This window comes from Alloalcanivorax dieselolei B5 (assembly GCF_000300005.1).
Classification (GTDB): Bacteria; Pseudomonadota; Gammaproteobacteria; order Pseudomonadales; family Alcanivoracaceae; genus Alloalcanivorax; species Alloalcanivorax dieselolei.
Genome location: NC_018691.1, coordinates 3222719 through 3242315, shown reverse-complemented (window position 1 = coordinate 3242315; position 19597 = coordinate 3222719). Strand labels below are relative to the sequence as shown.

Below are 19597 nucleotides of genomic sequence, written 5' to 3'. Positions count from 1 at the left end.
GTCATTGATGCAAACGCAAAAGAACCGCTAAAAAAGCAAGTCAGTTTTGTGTAAAGTGCAACAATGAAAGACGCGACTCTCTCAGAATTGACGGCCTTGGTCGCCGTGGCGCGCAAGGGCAGCCTGACCGCGGCGGCGGAACACCTGGGCATTAGCGTGGGGGCCGTCAGCCGCCGTCTGGCCGGGCTGGAAGCACGGTTGGGGGTAAGGTTGCTCAATCGCTCCACCCGGGCGGTACGGCTTAGCGCGGCGGGGGAAACCTATCTGTCACGTGTGGTGCCGGCTCTGGAGGCCATCACCGAGGCCGGGGAGCTAGTGCGGGCGCAAACCCTGGGACCCAGTGGGGAAATCCGGGTCTCCCTCCCGGTCAATTTCGGGCGCGCGCATCTGGCGCCAAGACTGCCCGAATTTCTCATGCGCTATCCTGAGGTTCACCTGGATGCCCAGTTTGAAGACCGCTTCGTTGATCTGGTGGCGGAGGGCTTTGATCTGGCCATCCGCATTGGCCGGCTGGATGATTCCCGGTTGGTGGCACGACGCCTCGCCAGTGACCGTCGGGTGCTGGTGGCTTCCCCCGCCTATCTGGAGAGCGCTGGGCGGCCTCGGCATCCCAGGGATCTGCTCGCTCATCAGTGTTTGCATTACACCAATTTCCGCGGGCCGGTGGTCTGGTCGTTCCATAAAGCCGGCAAGCAAGTGGATATTCCCGTCAGGGGGCGCTTCACTTCAAACTATGGCCTGCCTCTGACCATGGCCGCCGAGCAGGGGCAAGGACTGGTACACAGTGCCATGTCCCTGGTCGGGGAAGCGATCCGGGATGGGCGACTGGTGGAAGTACTGCCGGGTTGGCGGCTTCCGGAAATCGGCATCCATGCGGTCTATCCGGGACGCAAGCATGTGCCCGAAAAAGTCCGTGTTTTCATCGATTTCGTGGCGGAAATATTGAATGGCGCGGCGTTCAACCGGGCCTGATGGCATGGTGATCGCCGGGGCAGGGGCGCGGCAAGACGGTCTGTGCGGCCCATGGACGACGGCTGCCGGGAGCCGCCGTCGCCGTTTGCCGGGCCGGAGGTTTATTTTTGCGGCTGCTTGACCATGCGCAGATAGGGTTTTTTCTCGTCCCAGCCTTCGGGGAACAGCTTTTGCGCGTCCTCGTTGCTGAGCGAAGGAACGATGATGACGTCGTCGCCGTCGTTCCAGTTCACCGGCGTCGCCACTTTGTAGCCATCGGTGAGCTGCAGGCTGTCGATGACCCGCAGAATCTCGTCGAAGTTGCGGCCGGTGCTGGCCGGGTAGGTGATGGTGAGACGGATCTTCTTGTTCGGGTCGATGACAAACACGCTACGCACGGTCAGGGTGTCGTTGGCGTTGGGATGGATCATGCCATACAGGTTGGCGACCTTGCGGTCGGCGTCGGCCAGCAGCGGGAAGTTCAGAGCCTGTCCCTGCGTTTCCTCGATGTCACCGCACCAGGCATTGTGATCATCGAGCGGGTCCACTGACAGACCGATGACCTTGGCGTTGCGTTTCTCGAATTCCGGTTTCAGCCGGGCCACTTCTCCCAGCTCGGTGGTGCACACCGGGGTGAAATCCTTGGGATGGGAAAACAGCACCACCCAGTTGTCCCCGGCCCATTGGTGGAAGGAAATCGGACCCTCGGTGGACTCCTGGTTGAAGTCCGGCGCGGTATCACCCAATTGCAGTGCCATGCTAAGCCTCCTTTTTATTTGGCTGATAGCTATGTTGGCTGACAGTTATGTTCGTTGACAGCTCCAGAGAACATAGAGGTTCATGATGACGCTTTAAAGGGGGGCAGCAAGACGGAATTGCGCTAAGCATCTTCTTCGCGCTTATTAGTGTGAACCGGCCCTAGTGCGACAGATCGTTGGCGCTGACGCGACGGCGCTCCGGATCGTCGGGGGAATACGCCAGCTGCAGCCGGTTGAGGGTGCGCTCCTCCAACTGATCCAGCCGTTGGCGGCAGGCGAGGAAGGTCCGGCTGATGCGGGTGGAGTTGCCGATCACGTCGAGTTTCGGCCAGGTGGTGCGTTCGCCCAGGCTGATGAAATTGCGCACATCGTCCATGCTGGGGTTGCGCAGTATGCGCAGCAGATTCAGCGGCTGGCGTGGTGGAATCAGATTGATATCGCCGATGTAGCGTTGTTTGACCACGTTTTGCGCCTTGCTGATCAGCAGCCCCAGATCGTTGGAGCGCACCCGCCGCTGCGCCAGTTCCAGTGCGTAGTTCAGGTTCATGGACAAATTGCGCACGCCCCAATCGGCCAGGGTGCTGAAGCTGGAATCGGTGCTCTCGCTGCGCGACAGGAACGGCACTACATGGGGGTTGGTCTGGCTGACGATGGAATGATTGACGCCGAACAGGCGCGCCAGGCGCCGCACCGGCAGGTCATCCTGGATCGAGCCATCGACGAATTTGCGCCCGGGAATGTAAGGGACCCGCTCGCCGTCGATGTTCTTGGCCCACAGGTTCACCGGAGGATAGATACCGGGAATCGCACAGCTGGCCAGGGAAGCCTTGCGGATCAAAACGTTGGGCGAGGTGCGCCAGTTCAGCAGCCGGCTATGCTGGTTGCGGTCATAGGGGCTGACGGTGATGTTGATCTCGCGTCCGGTCTTGCGATAGGCCTCCTCGAAGGTGAGGTCGGGAATGTTCTCTTCCAGGCAGGCTTCCAGATGATCGCCGTCCAGTACCGGAGTACCGCGTACCAGGCCCTTCCAGCCGGCGGCGCGGAACGCTTCCAGATAGAGGTTCTCCGGGCGCAGTTTTTCCGCCAGCTCATCATTGCTGTGCGTGCCGACCACCGACGCGACGATACTGCCGGCGCTGGAGCCGGAGATCACGCACGGTAACAGGCCCTGTTCCCACAGGCTTTTCACCACGCCCACATGGAACAGCCCGAGGGCGGCGCCACCGGACAGCATCAGGCCGCTCTGCCCGAACGCCTGGCCGGTGGTTTCGAAGAAATCCAGTTTCTGTTTCAGGCCGAATTGTTCGAAGGACTCGTCGCACAGATAGTTCAGGGCGGCGCAGACTTCGTCCAGGTAGCGCTCGATCAGATGTTTGGTGCCGACCCGGCTGTGACGATACAGCGCCGGGTTGGAGATGTTGCCGAGATTGCCGTGCAGGCCCTCGTGGAGGTGGAACACCAGCTTGTTGACATTGTGCCGCTCGCGGGCCTGGCGGATCTGCCAGAGCCGGTTGCGGATCAGTTCGTAATCGTAGTGCGGGGAGCGGTCGATGTCCTTCCATTCGTCGGCGCCGGATATCCGGTCGTGTTCCAGACTGGCTTCCATCCACACCTGATAGGTGGTGGCGTTGGCGATGTCGCGCTCGAGCTGCTTGAGCGTCCGATTCATGCGGATCTCCCTGGCTGACGACCGGCCCGTGGTTGGGCCGCCGATCTCGCTGCCGGCCCATCGGCGGACCGGAGATGTTTATTGTTGAGTACTTCGTGTTGAGTGTTCCGTGTTGAGTGTTCCGTGGTTACGCCAATACAGCATTAGCACAACCGGATTGCGATTCAGTGTAGCCGTCCCTTCCGGCGGCATCGGTTCTGGATTGTCGGACAATACTGTAAAAATCGACATTGGCTAATGGCATGGTTGCCGGCGGCGAAGGCGTCAGATCAGGGAGAATGAATTGGTGCGAAAGGGGCAAACGCACAGAGCCGCTGCCAGCGAGCGGCTCTGTGCTGAAGGGAGGGGTGATCAGCGCAGCTGGAAGGTAACCATCACCTGGGCACTCAGGTCCTGCTCGCCGGGGCGATAGCTTTCCTGTACCGCGTCCTTGGCCATGGCGGCACGCATCATCGGTACCGGATGGCTCTGGCTCTGCACATTGATGGTAATGGCCGGGCCGAGCTTGCGGTCCGCTGCCTTGGCGACGATTTCAGCCTTGGCGCGGGCGTCTTCCACCGCCGCTTCCAGCGCCTGCTGGTTCAGCTCGGCGGCGTTGCTGATATCGGTGCCGGCCGGGGAAATATCCTTCAGGCCCAGTCTGGTCAGGCCGTCGGCCAGTTCCGCATAGACCTCGATGCCCTTGACCTGGAAGCGCACTTCCCGCGCCACCTCATGGCCGATCAGCTTGCGTTCCGGCTGGTACTGCCACTGCGGGGTAACGCGAATATCGGTGGCGGTGACGTCCTGCTCCTCGATATCCAGGGAATCGGCCAGATCCAGCATGGCCTTGACCTGATCGTCCACGCGATCCTTCATGGTGGCGATGTCGTCACCGGTCTCCCGGGCGGTGGCCTGCAGATTGAAAATATCCGGCTGACCGCTGACCTTGCCCTCACCGGACACGGTGATGGTGTCGCGCTCGCCGGTGGCGGTGCCGCTGTCCGTGCCGCAGGCGCTCAGCCCCAGCACGGCCAGAGCGACGACGAAAAGAGCCGGTTTGTTGCGCATTGTGATACTCCCTTATTCATTGGTTAGTAATTCCGGTTGCGACCTTGGTTGTGTTCCCGGGGAACTTTATCATTCCTGGTTCATCATCAGGAGGTTCCATGGCGGAAGTCGAACAGGCGGTTAGACAGGTTCTTGGCGATTTGATCCCGGAAGATTTGCAAACCGACCTGATCAGCGCCGGCGCCCTGTCGGCGCTGAGGGTGGATCAGGATCAGGTGCGGCTGGAGATTACCCTGGGCTACCCCTGCGCATCGGTGCTGCCGGCGCTGCGCGAGCGTATTCGCAGCGCGGTGGAAGCGGTGATCGAAGGGCGACGTTTGCTGCTGGCGGTGACGGTGGCGATCAAGCCGCACCGCGCCCAGGGCGGCATGCCGGCCATGGCCCAGGTGACCAACGTGATCGCGGTGGCGTCCGGCAAGGGCGGCGTGGGCAAATCCACCACCGCGGTGAACCTGGCCCTGGCGCTGGCCCGGGAAGGCGCCCGCGTCGGTATTCTCGACGCGGACATCTTCGGCCCCAGCCAGCCACTGATGCTGGGGCTGCCGGAGGGTACGCGACCACAGGTGCGTGACGGCAACCGCTTCGTGCCGGTGGAGGCCCACGGTCTGCAAAGCATGTCCATGGGCTACCTGATCACTGAGCAGACACCGGTGGTCTGGCGTGGCCCCAAGGCCAGCGGCGCGCTGACGCAGATGATGCAGCAGACCTTGTGGCACCAACTGGATTATCTGATCGTCGATCTGCCGCCGGGCACTGGTGACATCGTGCTGACGCTGGCGCAGAAGGTGCCGGTGGCCGGTGCCGTGGTGGTGACCACGCCCCAGGACATTGCCTTGCTGGACGCCACCAAAGGGGTGGAGATGTTCCGTAAGGTGGATGTGCGGGTGTTGGGCATCATCGAGAACATGGCGGTGCATGTGTGCAGCCAGTGCGGTCACCAGGAGCATGTGTTCGGGGAAGGCGGCGCGCGGCGGCTGGCGGATCGTTATCACACCGAGGTGCTGGGGGCCTTGCCGTTGTCGCTGAAGATCCGCGAGCAGGCCGACGCAGGCCGGCCCACCGTGGCGGCCGAGCCCGACGGCCCGGAGGCCGCGCTGTATCTGGCGGCGGCCCGGCGCCTGGCGGCGCGGTTGTCGCTCACCGAGGAAGGCAAACGCGGTTTCCCGAAAGTGGTTACCCAGCATTAGTGGTCACCCAGCATTGAGGCCGAAGGGACTCCTTCTGTACCATTGGCCGATTCACCCCATCACTGGACAAGGCTTGTCATGAGTATTAAATCCGATCGCTGGATCTCCCGCATGGCCCGCGAGCAGGGCATGATCGAACCGTTCGAGGCCGAGCAGGTGCGCGTCGACGGCGAGGGCAACAAGCTGATTTCCTATGGCGTGTCCAGTTATGGCTACGACGTGCGCTGCGCCGACGAATTCAAGGTCTTCACCAACATCCATTCGGCCACGGTGGACCCGAAGCACTTCGACGAGAAGAGCTTCGTCGATATCAAGGGCGATTCCTGCATCATTCCGCCCAACTCCTTCGCGCTGGCGCGGACGGTGGAGTATTTCCGCATTCCCCGCAATGTGCTGACCATCTGCCTGGGCAAATCCACCTATGCCCGTTGCGGCATCATCGTCAACGTGACGCCGCTGGAACCGGAGTGGGAAGGGCACGTGACCCTGGAGTTTTCCAACACCACCACGCTGCCGGCGAAAATCTACGCCAACGAAGGCGTGGCGCAGATGCTGTTCCTGGAATCCGACGAGGAATGCGCGGTGTCCTACATGGACCGTGGCGGCAAGTATCAGGGTCAGCGTGGCGTGACGCTGCCGAAGGCCTGATGTTTGACAGGAGGTGTCCCGCGGACCGGATTACGAGGCCGCTGATGATTCGCCAGCAGGGCTGGCTCCTACAGCGGCCTTGTTAGCGATCTCTGAAGGTCCGTCCGCGACGTTTTTCAATTCCCGTAGTCGATCATGATCAGCTCGCCGCGCAGCAGCGTGCTTTCGATATGGCGGGCTTTCACCACCATGTAGTCCTTGGCCGGTGCCACCCAGAACAGGGTGCGGCGTTTCTCCTTGCGGTCGCCTTTGCGGCGCTTTTCCACGATCAGCGTGTCCAGTTCCCCCATGGGGGTGTCCAGGGTTTCCCGGTCGATGACGATGAAATGATGCTGGCGGACACGATCGCCGTAGACGCTGGTGGCGGTGTATTCCTTGTCGCCGGTGGCGAACACGCAACGGGCCCGCAGCAACATGGTCAGCTCGTCCAGGGCATCGGCGGGAATATCGAAACTCTCCTTGCCCTCCTTGCTGTCGCTGTTGACCGCTCTGGGAGGCGACCAGGAAAAGTCGGTGTGGTGATAGCGGTGCTTGCCGAACCCCTGGAACTCATGCACATAACGTTCGGTGCGCGGCTCACAGTCGTTCCATTCGAACCAGCTCTCCTCGGTATTGGTGAGCATGAACGAGTCCGCTTCGAACAGCATGCGGTAACGGTCTTCTCCCGGCGCGGGTTCCAGCACCAGAGTCGCCTTGATCGGCGTTGGAATTTTGTTGACGTGGATGCGGTATTCGGCGGCGAACGGTGCCAAGGGTTCGGCCGCCAGAGCGGCACCGCCAGGTAACGCCAGAGCCAGTGCCAGGAGCGCGCCGCGCATCACGGTAGTGCTCCCTGCAGCGTCATCACATGACGGCCGTCCTCGTTTTCCTGCACCAGTTGCACCAGCATGTAGCCGTATTCCGGTGCGAACCACAGCCAGGTCTGGCGGGGGCTGTTACCGCTGCGGTCGCGGCGTACCTTCACCGTGGTGATCGGCTTGCCGTCGAGGCTCAGGGTTTCCTCGCCCTCGACCAGATAATGCTGGCTTTCCAGTTCCCGCTCATCGGCCACATGCAAGGTCAGATCCCGTTCGCCCCGGGCCAGCCGGCACTGCAGGGCCAGGGTCAGGGAAATCTTGTCGGTGACCGCGGCCGCCGGCACCGGGTACTGGCGATCCGCCTTGCCGCTGCGTTTGGCGGTGGCGGTGGTGCCGCCGGCCGGAATGCTTACTTCCGCTTCCTTGAGCCGGCCGAGTCCCTTGCGCCGGTAACCGTAGAAGCGGCTCACCGGCGTGCACCCGTTCCAGACGAAACGGGAGGTCTCGCGAATTTCACCGAGCACGTTGCTGGCCACCACTTCCATCTGCCATTGTCCGTCGCCGAGGGCTTTCAGCGTCCGGTTGGCGGTGACCGCGAAGGGAATGCCCTGGGCCTTGAGCCGGTATTGCAGCTGGAACGGGGTAATCGGTGGTTCGGCGGCGATGGCCGGGGCCGTCGCCAGGGTCAGCAGCGCCAGCAGGGCGCTAGTGAGAAACCGCCGGTGCCCATTGCCGGCCTTGTGGGGGTAGGATTTCGCCATCCAGTGCCACTCCCTGTGTGGTCAGACGCAGACGCCCGGCGGCCCGCCATTGCAGGACCTCCGGATAAAGTCCGTGCTCGCATTCCTGTACCCGTTTGGACAGGGTTTCCGGGGTATCGTTCGTCAGTATCGGTAAGCGCGCCTGAGCAATCAACGGGCCGCCGTCCAGTTCCTCGGTGACGAAGTGGATCGAACAGCCGTGTTCGCGGTCGCCGGCTTCCAGCGCCCGGGCGTGGGTGTGGAGCCCGCGGTGCAGCGGCAGCAACGAAGGGTGGATATTGATCAGCCGGCCGTCATAGTGGCGCACGAAGTCACTGGAGAGGATGCGCATGAAGCCGGCGAGCACCACGGTGTCGGCGCCACGGGCATCCAGCTCGCCGATCATGGCGTGATCGAACGCGGGCCGGTCCGAGTAATCGCGATGATCGATCACCGCCGTGTCCACGCCGGCCCGGCGCGCCCGCTGCAGGCCGCCGGCATCGGCCCGGTTACTCAACACCAGAGCAACGTGGGCGTCCAGGGAACCGTTATCGATGGCATCCAGAATGGCTTGCAGGTTGGTGCCGGAACCGCTGATCAGCACCGCCAGACGGTGGGTCACGGAGTGAGCCCCTCCATCACCACTTCCGCAGCGCCGTCGTGGGAACGGATGTCGCCGATCAGAATCGGCTGTTCGCCGGCGGCTTCCAACTCGGCCACCGCCTGATCCACGTGGTCGGCGGGCACCACCACCACCATGCCGATGCCGCAGTTGAAGGTGCGGTACATCTCCATTTCCGGTACCTGACCCTGTTCCCGCAGCCACTGGAATACTGGCGGCCAGGTCCAGGTATTGGTATCGACCACCGCGCGCGTGCCGTCCGGCAGCACCCGCGGCAGGTTTTCCGGCAGACCGCCGCCGGTGATGTGCGCGAGAGCGTGCACCGGCACGGACTTGATCAGGGCCAGCAGGCTCTTCACGTAAATGCGGGTGGGTTCCAGCAGATGCTCGATCACCGGCTTGCCGTCCAGATCGGCGCTGGCGTCACCTTGTTCGAGAATGCGGCGCACCAGGGAGTAGCCGTTGGAATGGGGGCCGGAGCTGGCCAGACCGATCAGTTTGTCGCCGGCCTGGACGCGGCTGCCGTCGATGACACCGTCGCGCTCCACCACGCCAACGCAAAAGCCGGCCAGGTCGTAATCCTCGCCCTGGTACATGCCGGGCATTTCCGCGGTTTCACCGCCCACCAGGGCGCAACCGGCCTGCACGCAGCCTTCGCCGATGCCTTCCACCACCCGGGCGGCGGTGTCCACATCCAGCTTGCCGGTGGCGTAGTAGTCAAGAAACATCAGCGGTTCGGCGCCGCCCACCACCAGATCATTCACGCACATCGCCACCAGGTCGATGCCGACGCTGTCATGGCGGTCGTGATCCATGGCCAGCCGCAATTTGGTGCCGACGCCGTCGGTGCCGGCCACCAGCACCGGGTTCCGGTACCCTTCCGGCAGTGCGCAGAGAGCGCCAAAGCCTCCCAGACCGCCCATCACTTCGGGCCGGCCGGTGCGCTTGGCCACCGGTTTGATTCGTTTTACCAGCTCATTGCCGGCATCGATGTCCACGCCGGCGTCGCGGTAGGTCAGCGGCCGTTTCTGTTCGCTCATGGGGCACTCCAGATGGTGAAGGCGCGTATTCTAGCAATCGCGGACCAGGAGTGGAAACGGGCCGACGGACGGTTCGCCAGCGGCGTTCGGATAGGGGATAATGGCGCGCCCAATCAAGGCCCGCTGGACCGAACTGATGACCCGATTACTGTGCTGCATACTGTTATTGCTGGCCCTGGCGCCGGGCGCGGGGGCCGATACCCTGGGGCAGGTGTCGCTGCCCGTGAGCGATGGGCCCGGTGGTGAGGCGCCCGGCGACGAGGCGCTCCGTGCAGGGCTGGAAACACTGACCAGACGCCTGACCGGCCAGGCCGAGGTGGCCGACCTGCCCGGCGTGGCCGGAGCTCTGGCCACGCCGGATCGCTGGCTGCAGGCTTACCGCTATCAGCAGGAGGGTGATGCCACCCGGCTGGAATTGGAATTTGACGGTGCCGCCCTGCGCCGTTACCTGGCCAACCAGGGTGCGCCGGTGTGGCGGGGAGAGCCGCCCACGGTGCTGGTGTGGATGGTGGCGGGCAGCGGGCGCGGCAGCGTGGTCAGTGCCGGCGATGATCTGGCCGATGCGATGACGGACGTGGCGGCGCAACGCGGCGTGACGTTGCGCTTCCCGGCCTGGGACGAACAGGACCGCGAGGCGCTCACCGTGGCGGACATCCGTGGCCGTTTCGATGAACCGGTGCTGGCGGCGTCGCGCCGTTACGGCAGTGACTGGGTGGCCACCGCGGTGTTGTACGACGGCCGTCAGGAGACCCTCAACTGGCGTTTGATGGAAGGCCGCGAAACGGTGACGCAGGATCGTGATAACGGTGAACGAGGGGCATTGCTCTCCGCCATGGTGACGGCGGTGGCCGATACCCTCAATGAGCGCTATAGCAATGAGAGCCGCGCCGCCGACGGCCAGCAAACGGACCCACCGACCTCTCCGTTGACCTCTCCGTCCGCCACGTCCGCCGGCATCGGGCCGGTGGTGCCCGGTGGCCCGGCGCCGTCCGCCACCGGACCGGACAGTTTCGATGACATGACGTTGCTGGCGGTACGCGGGGTTGGCTCTCTGCGTGACCTGACCGCTTTGCGTCAGGCGCTGTCCCAGGCACCCGGCGTGGTGTCGGTGGAGGTTCGCTCCCTTGACGGCGATCAGGTGTTGATCCAATTGAGCCCCGCGGGGCTGACGCCGGCCCGGGATGTGGCCGGCCTCAGCGAATGCGGGGACAGTCAGGGGCGTGCCCTGTATTGCTGGCAACCATGAGCAACCAGTTACCGCTGGCCCTGCAATTGCGTGAAGGGCATGACCTGGACAATTTTCACGCCGGTGACAACGGCCTGGCCCTGGCCTCGGTGAAAGCCGCGGCCCAGGGTGAGGAACATCAGGTATTGCTGTGGGGCGGCGAGGGCCAGGGCAAGAGCCATCTGTTGGAAGGCGCGGTGCGTCACGCTCAGGCGCTGGGCCGTTCCGCCTGTCTGTTGCCGGCCAAGGAGCTGTTGCCGCTGGTGCCCGATGTCTTTGACGGCATGGAGCAATTCGCTCTGCTGGCGCTGGACGACGTCGACCAGTTCGCCGGCCAGCCGCGCTGGGAAGAAGCCCTGTTCCACCTCTATAACCGCGTCATGGCCGGCGGTGGCGTGCTGCTGTTTACCGCTTCCGCTTCACCGGCGGCAACGCCCTGGCAATTGCCGGATCTGGCCACGCGGCTGGCGGCGGGACCGGTGATCCGGCTACAACCCCTGGATGAGCAGGCGCTGACGGAATTGGTGGTAAGGCGCGCCGGTGAGCGCGGTTTACGCATCAATGGTGAAGCCGCCCGTTATCTGGCCATGCGCAGCGAGCGCTCACCGGCGGCGCTGCTGGAGCGGCTGGCCACGCTGGATCATATGGCGCTGGCCCGTCAGCGTGCGCTGACCATCCCTTTCATCAAGGATGTTTTTGATTGGTGACCCCGGCGGGGATCCGCCTTTTTTCCTATACTAGCGAAACAGCACCGAACACCCTCGCGTGATCTCGTGATCACCACTAAGTCGATAAGGAGACGCTATGGATATCAGTTCCGGTTGGGATCTAGTCATCATCGGCAGTGGACCGGCGGGGGAGGCGGCGGCGATGCAGGCGGCCAAGGGCGGTCTGCGCGTTGCCATGATCGAGAGCCAGAACCGGGTTGGCGGTAACTGCACGCATTGGGGCACGATCCCATCCAAGGCGCTGCGTCACCAGGTGCGTCAGGTGATCCGCTCGCAACGCAATCCGTTGCTGCGTGGTCTGATCAATCCGCGTCAGGTGCAGTGGCAGGACCTGATCCGCCGTAGCGGGGAAGTGATCGACTCCCAGGTGCAAGTGCGCACCGACTTCTATATTCGTAACCGGGTACGTTTATTTTCCGGGCTCGGTTATATCCAGGGGCCGGGCGAAGTGCGCGTGGATGATCCGGTTGGTCGTCAGTGGCTGTTGCGTACCCGCAATATTCTCATCGCCACCGGCTCGCGGCCTTATCATCCGGCGGACGTGGACTTCGACCATCCGCGCATATATGACTCCGACACCATCCTCAACATGGCGCACACGCCACGTAACATCATCGTCTATGGCGCTGGCGTGATCGGCTGTGAATACGGCTGCATGTTCACCGGCCTGGGCATGCGCGTGGACCTGGTCAATAACCGGCAGCATCTGCTGGATTTCCTCGACACGGAAATTTCCGATGCGCTCAGCTACCACCTGCGCGATGAAGGGGCCACGATCCGTCACAGCGAGGAATACTCGCGGATCATCGCCGACGACGACGGTGTGACTCTGGAATTGCGGTCCGGAAAACGATTGCGCGCGGACGCGCTGCTGTGGTGTAACGGCCGCTCCGGTAACACCCAGGATCTGGGTATCGAGAATCTGGGGCTGGAAGCCAACAGCCGCGGTCAGTTGAGCGTCGACGAGCGCTATTGCACGGCGGCGGAGAACGTTTACGCGGTGGGTGATGTGGTGGGCTGGCCGTCCCTGGCCAGCGCGTCCTACGACCAGGGACGGTTCTGCGCCGAGGGTATCGTCACCGGCGGTCCGGTGAAGCAGGTGGAGAATGTCCCCACCGGCATTTACACCATCCCCGGTATCAGCTCGGTGGGGCAGACCGAACAGGAACTCACCGAGTCGAAGGTGCCCTACGAAGTGGGGCAAGCGTTCTTCAAGAATCTGGCCCGGGCGCAGATCACCGGTGAGCGGGTGGGTATGCTGAAAATCCTGTTCCACCGCGAGACCCTGGCGGTGCTGGGGATTCACTGTTTCGGTTACCAGGCGATGGAAATCGTGCATGTGGGGCAGGCGGTGATGCGTCAGCCGGCGCCGAACAACACGCTGCATTATTTCGTCGATACCACCTTCAACTATCCCACCATGGCGGAAGCCTACCGGGTGGCGGCGATCAACGGAGTGAACCGGGTCAGACGCTGAAACAGGCCGGACGAAACAGGTCTGACGTCCGACCTACCTCTGTGCGCGGCTGCGCTCGTAAAAAAACTCCCGGTTTTTCTGCCGCGCGTCGCTGCTTTTCTTCAACAGCGCCAGGGTGACGCCGGCGCCGCCCTGATTCTGCGGCGCGCTGTGGAAGGCCAGCACCTCCGGATACTCGGTGAGCCAGTGCAGTACGTAGCTTTTCAGCAGGCCGGGGCGCTCGCTGTGCTGGCCTTTGCCATGGCTGATTTGCACGGTGCGCAAGCCCTGGACCTGTGCCTCCTGGAGAAAGCGGAAGACCTGCTCGCGGGCATCGAGCAAACGAACCCGGTGCAGGTCCAGATGGGCCTGGGTTTCGTATTTGCCCAATCGCAATTTGCGGAACACCCCTTCCTGCACGCCGTTTTTCTTCTGCCCGACGATGTCGTGGGGGCCGGCTTCCGGAACGAATTCCGGCAAGGTCAGGGGGTTGCCGTCCCGGGCGGCACGGGCGGTGGCGGCGGCGCGGCGTTGCTGCTGGGCCAGGCTGGGGGGCTGAGGGCGGCTCAGGCGCACGCGACCGTCGTCCTTGAGCGGTGCCACACCGGTCATTTCTTTGCGAAACAGATCGTCGTCATGGTCGTTCATGGCACCCTCCGGACACGGAACTTTATTTGGATGTTACACAAAGTCTCGGGGGATGGCAGCGGCGGGATGTCGGCCTCGTGGCGAGGGAGAAAGGCGGAATTCGGAAAAAAGCACCACAGGGGGTATGCGAGCATACCCCTTGGGGACCGGGAGAAAAGGTCGATCAGTGCGAGGGACGCGGTGATCGGGGGCGACCGGGGGCCTCCGCAGCCTCGTCATCGGTTTGATGGCGATGCTTCTTGGCGTCCCGCTTGCGACGTTCCTTCGCTACCCGACTATGCTCTTCTTGCCATTCTTTGGCGTCGTAGTCATCAAAGTGGCGACGACTCATGTTCAGTACTCTCTGTTCTGTACTCGCAAAAAAGATCCGTAATACAAAAGACTCGTAATAACAGGCGCGGCGAAGCCGCACCACCTATATAGCACCGAACCCGGCGCCGGAGAAGAGGCGCAACGCAATATTCATACGACCCTGTTCACACCGCCCGGGGAGCGGTATCGGGTTCCTGGTAGGCGTAGTCCAGATATTCCAGGATCGAAGTCGATTCATAACGCTCTTCGCCAGTGTTCGGATCCACCAGATACGGGATCGCCACCATGTCGGTGATGGTGATCAGACGCCGCCGGTTGCGCTGGCTGGGCCGGTAATTCAGGTTCAGGCGGTCGCGTACCGCCGGCAGCACCCAGTCCATCCAATGGTCCCGGCCGCATTGCCGGATCAGGTACGGCAGTTGCATCTCGCACAGCCGCTCCCGCACCAGGCGCGCAAACGGACTGGCCTCGAAGGAGTACAGTTCCAGCGGCCGCTCCGCCAGGCCGGCGGGGCGCGCGCGCAGCCCACGGCGGCCACGGGGCACCGACGCGGTGAACGACGACACTAACCGCAAGCGGGAGGCCAGCCCGCGCCCGGGCGGCAGGCGGTCGCCGTATTCCCGGTGCAGGTAATCGATAATGTCTTCCGACTCATACAGCGCCGCGCCGGTGTTCGGATCCATCAGGAACGGAAACCGGGTTTGCCCACCGAGATTTTCCACCAGAGGCCGGTAGCGGTTGCCGCCTTTGGGACAAGGGAAAATCAGCACGTCCAGATCCAGCTCGGTGAGCGTTTCACGCACCAGCCGGCAATAGGGACAGGCTTCAATGTCGTACAATTCCAAAGGCTCTTCCGGCTGCCTGTCACGCGGGCGGGTGGCAATGCCCCGGCCATTTTGCGCGGCGCTGGAAGCCAGTGAGCGGGCGATATCCAGATATGACATAAGGCTCCTCCTTGTTCCGCTCTACCTTGGCCATGACGCCGCGTCGGAACAATGGCCCTGGCGCCGGTGAGATCATGAACAGGCTCTAGGCGCCAGGAGCGGTGTCGCCGTCAGGCCGATTTTTGCCGCGGTGCCTGAGCCAGAGCCTGTTCATACAACTGGTTCACGTAGGGCCAGTTGACCACTTTCCACCAGGCGTCGATGTAGTCCGGGCGCTTATTCATGTAGGTGAGATAGTAGGCATGCTCCCACACATCACAACCCAGAATCGGTGTGCCGCGCACCTCGGCGGTGTCCATCAGCGGATTGTCCTGATTGCCGGTGGAGCTGATCGCCAGATCACCGTCCGTGGTAACCGAAAGCCAGGCAAAACCGGAGCCGAACTGGTTGATGCCGGCGTTGGCGAAAGCGGTTTTGAATTCATCGAAGGAACCGTATTTGGCCAGCAGAGCATCCGCCAGCGCGCCCACCGGATCGCCGCCGCCATCCGGTGACATCACGTTCCAATACAGGGTGTGGTTGTAATAGCCACCGCCGTTGTTGCGCACCGCAGGCGGGTGTTGGGAAATGCGGGCGAAAATGGTCTCCATTGGTTGTTGTTCCAGATCGCTGCCGCGAATGGCGGCAACGAACTTGTCGTAATAGGTGCGATGGTGGCGGGTGTGGTGCACGCGCATGGTGGTCTCGTCGATCACCGGTTCCAAGGCGTCGTAGGCGTACGGTAAGTCCGGAAACTCATGAATCATGGTAACTACCTTCTAACGTTAAAAGACGTGTGGCGTCCTCCAGCGCCTGCTGCTGATGTGGATCGAGCGATCCGGCGCCGGATTGATGCAAAGCCAGCAACCGCACCCTCAGCCGGCCAAACTCGCCCAGCGCGCAGCCGCCGATACCCCGTGACAACGCTCCGTTCATCCACAGGGCCAGATGCAGACAGCCTTCCAGCAGGACATCCCGGATCAACTCCGGTCGTTCGCGCCGGGCGTGGGTGTCCGCGAGGTTCTGAATGGCGATGGAATACAGAATCAGGGCGTCGGTGTCGGCGGGGCGCCGGCATTGGAGGGCGGTTGCCAGGGCGCTGATGGCCTGGCGGTAGCGGTCCTGAGCTTCGGCGTAGCGTTGCGTGGCGAAGGCTTCGTTACCTAGCCGGAGCAGGGCTTTGCTGTCCATTCCGTTAATCGTAATGCGAATTAATATTATTTAAAAGGGAGGCAAGAGACGGAATGCTGTCTTTTTCGCTCAGTATCCGTGATCGCTCCCGTCATTGTGGCCGTTTCGGCCCTGGGGCACTCTGTTCGCCTCAATATCTGTTCACCTCAATAATTATCGTTACCCCGGAACGCCGAGCCTGCTCAGGCCGCGAGGGCGAGAGGAACGCTTACATGACCGAAGCCTATATTTACGATGCCATCCGCACCCCCCGTGGGCGTGGCAAGAAGGATGGCTCCCTGCATACCGTCAAACCTCTGGATCTGGTGGTGGGGTTGATTGATGAATTGCGCGATCGTTTCCCCAATATGGACGTCAACCGCATCGACGATGTGTTGCTCGGCGTGGTCTCGCCGGTGGGGGATCAGGGAGCCTGTATCGCCAAGACCGCGGCCCTGGCCGCCGGTCTGCCGGAAACGGTGGCGGGCTATCAACTGAACCGGTTTTGTGCGTCCGGCCTGGAAGCGGTTAACACGGCGGCCCAGAAAGTGGCGTCCGGTTGGGACGATCTGATTCTGGCCGGCGGTGTTGAAGCCATGAGCCGGGTGCCGATGGGCTCCGACGGCGGCGCCTGGGCGATGGATCCGATCACCAACTACGAAACCGGCTTCGTGCCTCAGGGCATCGGCGCCGACCTGATCGCCACCATCGAAGGCTTTTCCCGCCGCGATGTGGACGAATTCGCCGCTGAGTCCCAGGCCCGCGCCGCCAATGCCTGGGAAAAAGGCTACTTCCAGCGCTCCGTGGTGCCGGTGAAGGACCGCAATGGCCTGGTGGTGCTCGACCGGGACGAACATGTGCGCGCGGGCACTACCGCCGATGTGCTTGGCAACTTGAATCCGTCGTTTGCCGTCATGGGCGAAATGGGCGGATTCGACGCCGTGGCGCTGCAGAAATACCACTGGGTGGAGAAGATCGATCACGTGCACACCGGCGGCAACTCCTCCGGCATTGTCGATGGCGCTTCTCTGGTGGCCATCGGCAATGCCCAGGTAGGCAAGGATTACGGCATGACACCGCGAGGGCGAGTGGTGGCCACCGCCATCAGCGGCGCTGATCCCACCATCATGCTCACCGGCCCGGCGCCGGCTTGCCGCAAGGTACTGAAGAAAGCCGGCATGACCATCGATCAGATCGACCTGGTGGAAATCAACGAAGCCTTCGCCTCCGTGGCCATGCGTTTCATGAAGGACATGGGCCTGAGTCACGACAAGGTGAACGTCAATGGCGGTGCCATCGCCATGGGCCACCCGCTGGGCGCCACCGGCGCCATGATCATGGGCACCGTGCTGGATGAGCTGGAACGTCGTGACCAGAAGTACGGACTGTGCACCCTCTGCGTGGGCGGTGGCATGGGGATCGCCACCATCATCGAGCGCCTGTGAGCCGGACGGAGAGAAAAGAATCATGAATGAGCAAACCCTTAACGACAAAGAAAGCACCATCCGCTGGGAACAGGACGCGGACAATATCGTCACCCTGGTCCTGGATGATCCCAAGCAATCCGCCAATACCATGAACGAGCGCTACATGCGCTCCATGGCCGCCACCGTCGAGCGGCTGGAAAAAGAAAAGGACAACATCACCGGGGTGATCATTACCTCGGCGAAGAGCACCTTCTTTGCCGGCGGCGATCTGAACGATCTGATCCAGGTAACGCCGGAGCGGGCGGCGGAATTTTCCGCCGGTGTGGAAACCGCCAAGGCACAGCTGCGTACCCTGGAAACCCTGGGGATTCCGGTGGTGGCCGCGTTGAACGGCACCGCCCTGGGCGGCGGTCTGGAAATCGCCTTGTCCTGTCATCACCGTATCGCGCTGAACAATCCGAAAGCGGTATTCGGTCTGCCGGAGGTGACCCTGGGGCTGTTGCCCGGTGGCGGCGGTGTGGTACGCACCGTGCGCATGCTGGGGATTCAGAACGCTCTGATGCAGGTCCTGCTGCAAGGCCAGCGCCACAAGGTGGACAAAGCCAAGGCGCTGGGTCTTGTCGACGAAGTCGTGGATACCCCGGAAGCGATGCTGGAACAGGCCCGTGCCTGGATCAAAGCCAACCCCAAGGCCAAACAGCCCTGGGACGAGAAAGGCTACAAGATTCCCGGCGGTTCGCCGAGCAACCCCGGTTTCGCGCAGAACCTGCCGGCGTTCCCCGCCAATCTGCGCAAGCAGCTCAAAGGCGCCAATTATCCGGCACCGCGCAATATCCTGGCGGCGGCGGTGGAAGGCGCCCAGGTGGACTTCGACAATGCGATCAAGATCGAGGGCCGTTACTTCGTTGAGCTGGCTTGCGGTCAGGTGGCGAAGAACATGACCACCGCCTTTTTCTTCAATCTGCAGGCCATCAACGCCGGCGCCAGCCGTCCCAAGGATGTGCCGAAATACAAAGCGCAAAAAGTGGCGGTGCTCGGTGCCGGCATGATGGGCGCGGGGATCGCCTACGTCACCGCCCGTTCCGGTGCCGAGGTGGTGCTCAAGGATGTTTCTCTGGAGAACGCGGAGAAAGGCAAGGCGTACTCCGAGAAGCTGCTGGACAAGGCGGTGTCCAAGGGCGGGATGAGCAAGGAAAAGAAAGAAGAAATCCTTGCCCGTATTACGCCCTCCGCTGACGTTAAAGATCTGCAAGGCGTGGACTTCGTCGTCGAAGCCGTGTTCGAAAACACCGACCTGAAGCACAAGGTGTTCCAGGAAATCGAGGACGTGGTCAATGCGGACGCGGTGCTGGGCTCCAACACCTCGACGCTGCCGATCACCGGCCTGGCGGAAGGGGTGAAGAAACAGGACAACTTCATCGGCATCCATTTCTTCAGCCCGGTGGATAAAATGCCGCTGGTGGAAATCATCCGTGGTGAGAACACCAGCGACGAAGTGCTGGCCAAGGTGTTCGACTACACTCTGCAAATCAACAAGACGCCGATCGTGGTCAACGACTCCCGCGGCTTCTTCACCAGCCGGGTGATCGGCACCTTCATCAACGAAGCCATCGCCATGGTCGGCGAAGGGCAGAACGCCAACTCCATTGAGCAGGCCGCCACTCAGGCCGGCTATCCAGTGGGCGCGCTCAAGCTGATCGATGAGATCAACATGAAGCTGTCCCTGAAGATTGCCGGTGAGTACAAGCAGGCGGCGCAGGCGCAGGGCGGTAGCCCCCAGGCCCATCCCGCGCTGGCGGTGATGGAGAAAATGGTCAACCAACTGGATCGCCCCGGCAAGCTGGATGGCAAGGGCTTTTATGAATATCCGGATAATGGCAAGGCGCACCTTTGGGCCGGTTTGAAGGAGCAGTTCCCGGCCCGGGAAGCTATTCCGTTCCGGGATATGCAGGAGCGGATGCTGTTCGCCGAAGCCCTGGAAACGGTCAAGTGCTTCCAGGAAGGGGTGATCGAGTCCGTTGGCGATACCAACATTGGTTCCATCTTTGGCATTGGTTTTCCGGCCTGGTCCGGCGGTGTGGTGCAGTACATGAACCAGTACGAGGGTGGTCTGCGCGGCTTCGTGGCCCGTGCCGAGGAACTGGCCGATCGCTACGGTGAGCGTTTCAATCCGCCGCCGCTGCTGGTGGAAAAAGCGGAGAAAGGCGAGATCTTCAAATAGTCCGCCGCTTTCGTTGGAAACGCCG

19 protein-coding genes are annotated in these 19597 nt (G+C 62.5%); 8 read left to right on the top strand and 11 right to left on the bottom strand.

Annotated features, from left to right (window positions below; all coding sequences use genetic code 11):
- Nucleotides 1–63: 63 nt before the first annotated feature.
- The gene (locus tag B5T_RS14435) at nt 64–972 is read left to right on the top strand and encodes a LysR family transcriptional regulator (protein WP_041717045.1); all 909 of its coding nucleotides are present in this window, start codon (nt 64–66) and stop codon (nt 970–972) included.
- 101 nt (nt 973–1073) lie between these two features.
- Here B5T_RS14435 and B5T_RS14430 read toward each other — a convergent pair whose 3' ends face one another.
- The 3 genes from B5T_RS14430 to B5T_RS14420 form a co-directional block, all read right to left on the bottom strand.
- Entirely contained in the window at nt 1074–1709 is a 636-nt protein-coding gene (locus tag B5T_RS14430; RefSeq protein WP_014995256.1) for a peroxiredoxin, read from the bottom strand.
- A 160-nt stretch (nt 1710–1869) separates the two neighbouring features.
- Nucleotides 1870–3378, bottom strand: coding sequence for a DUF3336 domain-containing protein (locus tag B5T_RS14425; protein ID WP_014995255.1), 1509 nt, complete (start codon nt 3376–3378; stop codon nt 1870–1872).
- Nucleotides 3379–3729: 351 nt separating this feature from the next.
- Nucleotides 3730–4428, bottom strand: coding sequence for an SIMPL domain-containing protein (locus tag B5T_RS14420; protein WP_014995254.1), 699 nt, complete (start codon nt 4426–4428; stop codon nt 3730–3732).
- Between the two features lie 98 nt (nt 4429–4526).
- Between B5T_RS14420 and apbC the strand changes: the two genes are divergently transcribed.
- Complete coding sequence (apbC, locus tag B5T_RS14415; protein ID WP_014995253.1) at nt 4527–5615, top strand: iron-sulfur cluster carrier protein ApbC; 1089 nt, start codon at nt 4527–4529, stop codon at nt 5613–5615.
- 78 nt (nt 5616–5693) lie between these two features.
- On the top strand, nt 5694–6263 hold the full coding sequence (gene dcd, locus B5T_RS14410; protein ID WP_014995252.1) for a dCTP deaminase: 570 nt from the start codon (nt 5694–5696) through the stop codon (nt 6261–6263).
- A gap of 116 nt (nt 6264–6379) precedes the next feature.
- Here the strand turns inward: dcd and B5T_RS14405 are convergent, their stop codons facing one another.
- From B5T_RS14405 to purM, 4 genes are read right to left on the bottom strand one after another with little or no spacing between them, the layout of a single operon-like run.
- On the bottom strand, nt 6380–7081 hold the full coding sequence (locus tag B5T_RS14405) for a DUF3108 domain-containing protein (RefSeq protein WP_014995251.1): 702 nt from the start codon (nt 7079–7081) through the stop codon (nt 6380–6382).
- A complete protein-coding gene (locus tag B5T_RS14400; RefSeq protein WP_041717044.1) occupies nt 7081–7821 on the bottom strand; it encodes a DUF3108 domain-containing protein in 741 nt (246 codons plus the stop codon). The genes B5T_RS14405 and B5T_RS14400 overlap by 1 nt, the downstream gene beginning before the upstream one ends.
- Entirely contained in the window at nt 7766–8422 is a 657-nt protein-coding gene (gene purN / locus B5T_RS14395) for a phosphoribosylglycinamide formyltransferase (protein WP_014995249.1), read from the bottom strand. Before purN ends, B5T_RS14400 begins: the two co-directional genes overlap by 56 nt.
- Nucleotides 8419–9462: a phosphoribosylformylglycinamidine cyclo-ligase gene (gene purM, locus B5T_RS14390; protein WP_014995248.1), complete on the bottom strand. Its 1044-nt coding sequence runs from the start codon at nt 9460–9462 to the stop codon at nt 8419–8421. The genes purN and purM overlap by 4 nt, the downstream gene beginning before the upstream one ends.
- A 100-nt stretch (nt 9463–9562) precedes the next feature.
- Between purM and B5T_RS14385 the strand changes: the two genes are divergently transcribed.
- The 3 genes from B5T_RS14385 (at nt 9563) to sthA (ending at nt 12892) form a co-directional block, all read left to right on the top strand.
- Entirely contained in the window at nt 9563–10708 is a 1146-nt protein-coding gene (locus B5T_RS14385; protein WP_041717043.1) for a DUF2066 domain-containing protein, read from the top strand.
- Nucleotides 10705–11394 carry a DnaA regulatory inactivator Hda gene (hda, locus tag B5T_RS14380; RefSeq protein WP_014995246.1) on the top strand — a complete coding sequence of 230 codons (690 nt, stop codon included), beginning with the start codon at nt 10705–10707 and terminating at the stop codon, nt 11392–11394. The genes B5T_RS14385 and hda overlap by 4 nt, the downstream gene beginning before the upstream one ends.
- A gap of 97 nt (nt 11395–11491) precedes the next feature.
- Nucleotides 11492–12892: a Si-specific NAD(P)(+) transhydrogenase gene (sthA, locus tag B5T_RS14375; protein WP_014995245.1), complete on the top strand. Its 1401-nt coding sequence runs from the start codon at nt 11492–11494 to the stop codon at nt 12890–12892.
- Between the two features lie 33 nt (nt 12893–12925).
- On the opposite strand, the gene smrA is transcribed toward sthA, so the two are convergent.
- From smrA to B5T_RS14355, 4 genes are all read right to left on the bottom strand, one after another.
- The gene (smrA, locus tag B5T_RS14370; protein WP_014995244.1) at nt 12926–13519 is read right to left on the bottom strand and encodes a DNA endonuclease SmrA; all 594 of its coding nucleotides are present in this window, start codon (nt 13517–13519) and stop codon (nt 12926–12928) included.
- Nucleotides 13520–13995: 476 nt separating this feature from the next.
- Nucleotides 13996–14775 (bottom strand): glutathione S-transferase N-terminal domain-containing protein, encoded by a 780-nt coding sequence (locus B5T_RS14365; RefSeq protein ID WP_014995243.1) that lies wholly within the window; start codon nt 14773–14775, stop codon nt 13996–13998.
- Between the two features lie 110 nt (nt 14776–14885).
- Nucleotides 14886–15521 carry a superoxide dismutase gene (locus tag B5T_RS14360; protein WP_014995242.1) on the bottom strand — a complete coding sequence of 212 codons (636 nt, stop codon included), beginning with the start codon at nt 15519–15521 and terminating at the stop codon, nt 14886–14888.
- Nucleotides 15511–15945: a hypothetical protein gene (locus tag B5T_RS14355; RefSeq protein WP_014995241.1), complete on the bottom strand. Its 435-nt coding sequence runs from the start codon at nt 15943–15945 to the stop codon at nt 15511–15513. Before B5T_RS14355 ends, B5T_RS14360 begins: the two co-directional genes overlap by 11 nt.
- Nucleotides 15946–16157: 212 nt before the next feature.
- On the opposite strand from B5T_RS14355, the gene B5T_RS14350 reads away from it, so the two are divergent.
- Together B5T_RS14350 and B5T_RS14345 are read left to right on the top strand one after the other, a co-directional pair.
- Nucleotides 16158–17369, top strand: coding sequence for an acetyl-CoA C-acetyltransferase (locus B5T_RS14350; protein ID WP_014995240.1), 1212 nt, complete (start codon nt 16158–16160; stop codon nt 17367–17369).
- A gap of 22 nt (nt 17370–17391) precedes the next feature.
- Nucleotides 17392–19572, top strand: coding sequence for a 3-hydroxyacyl-CoA dehydrogenase NAD-binding domain-containing protein (locus B5T_RS14345; RefSeq protein ID WP_014995239.1), 2181 nt, complete (start codon nt 17392–17394; stop codon nt 19570–19572).
- Nucleotides 19573–19597 lie beyond the last annotated feature (25 nt).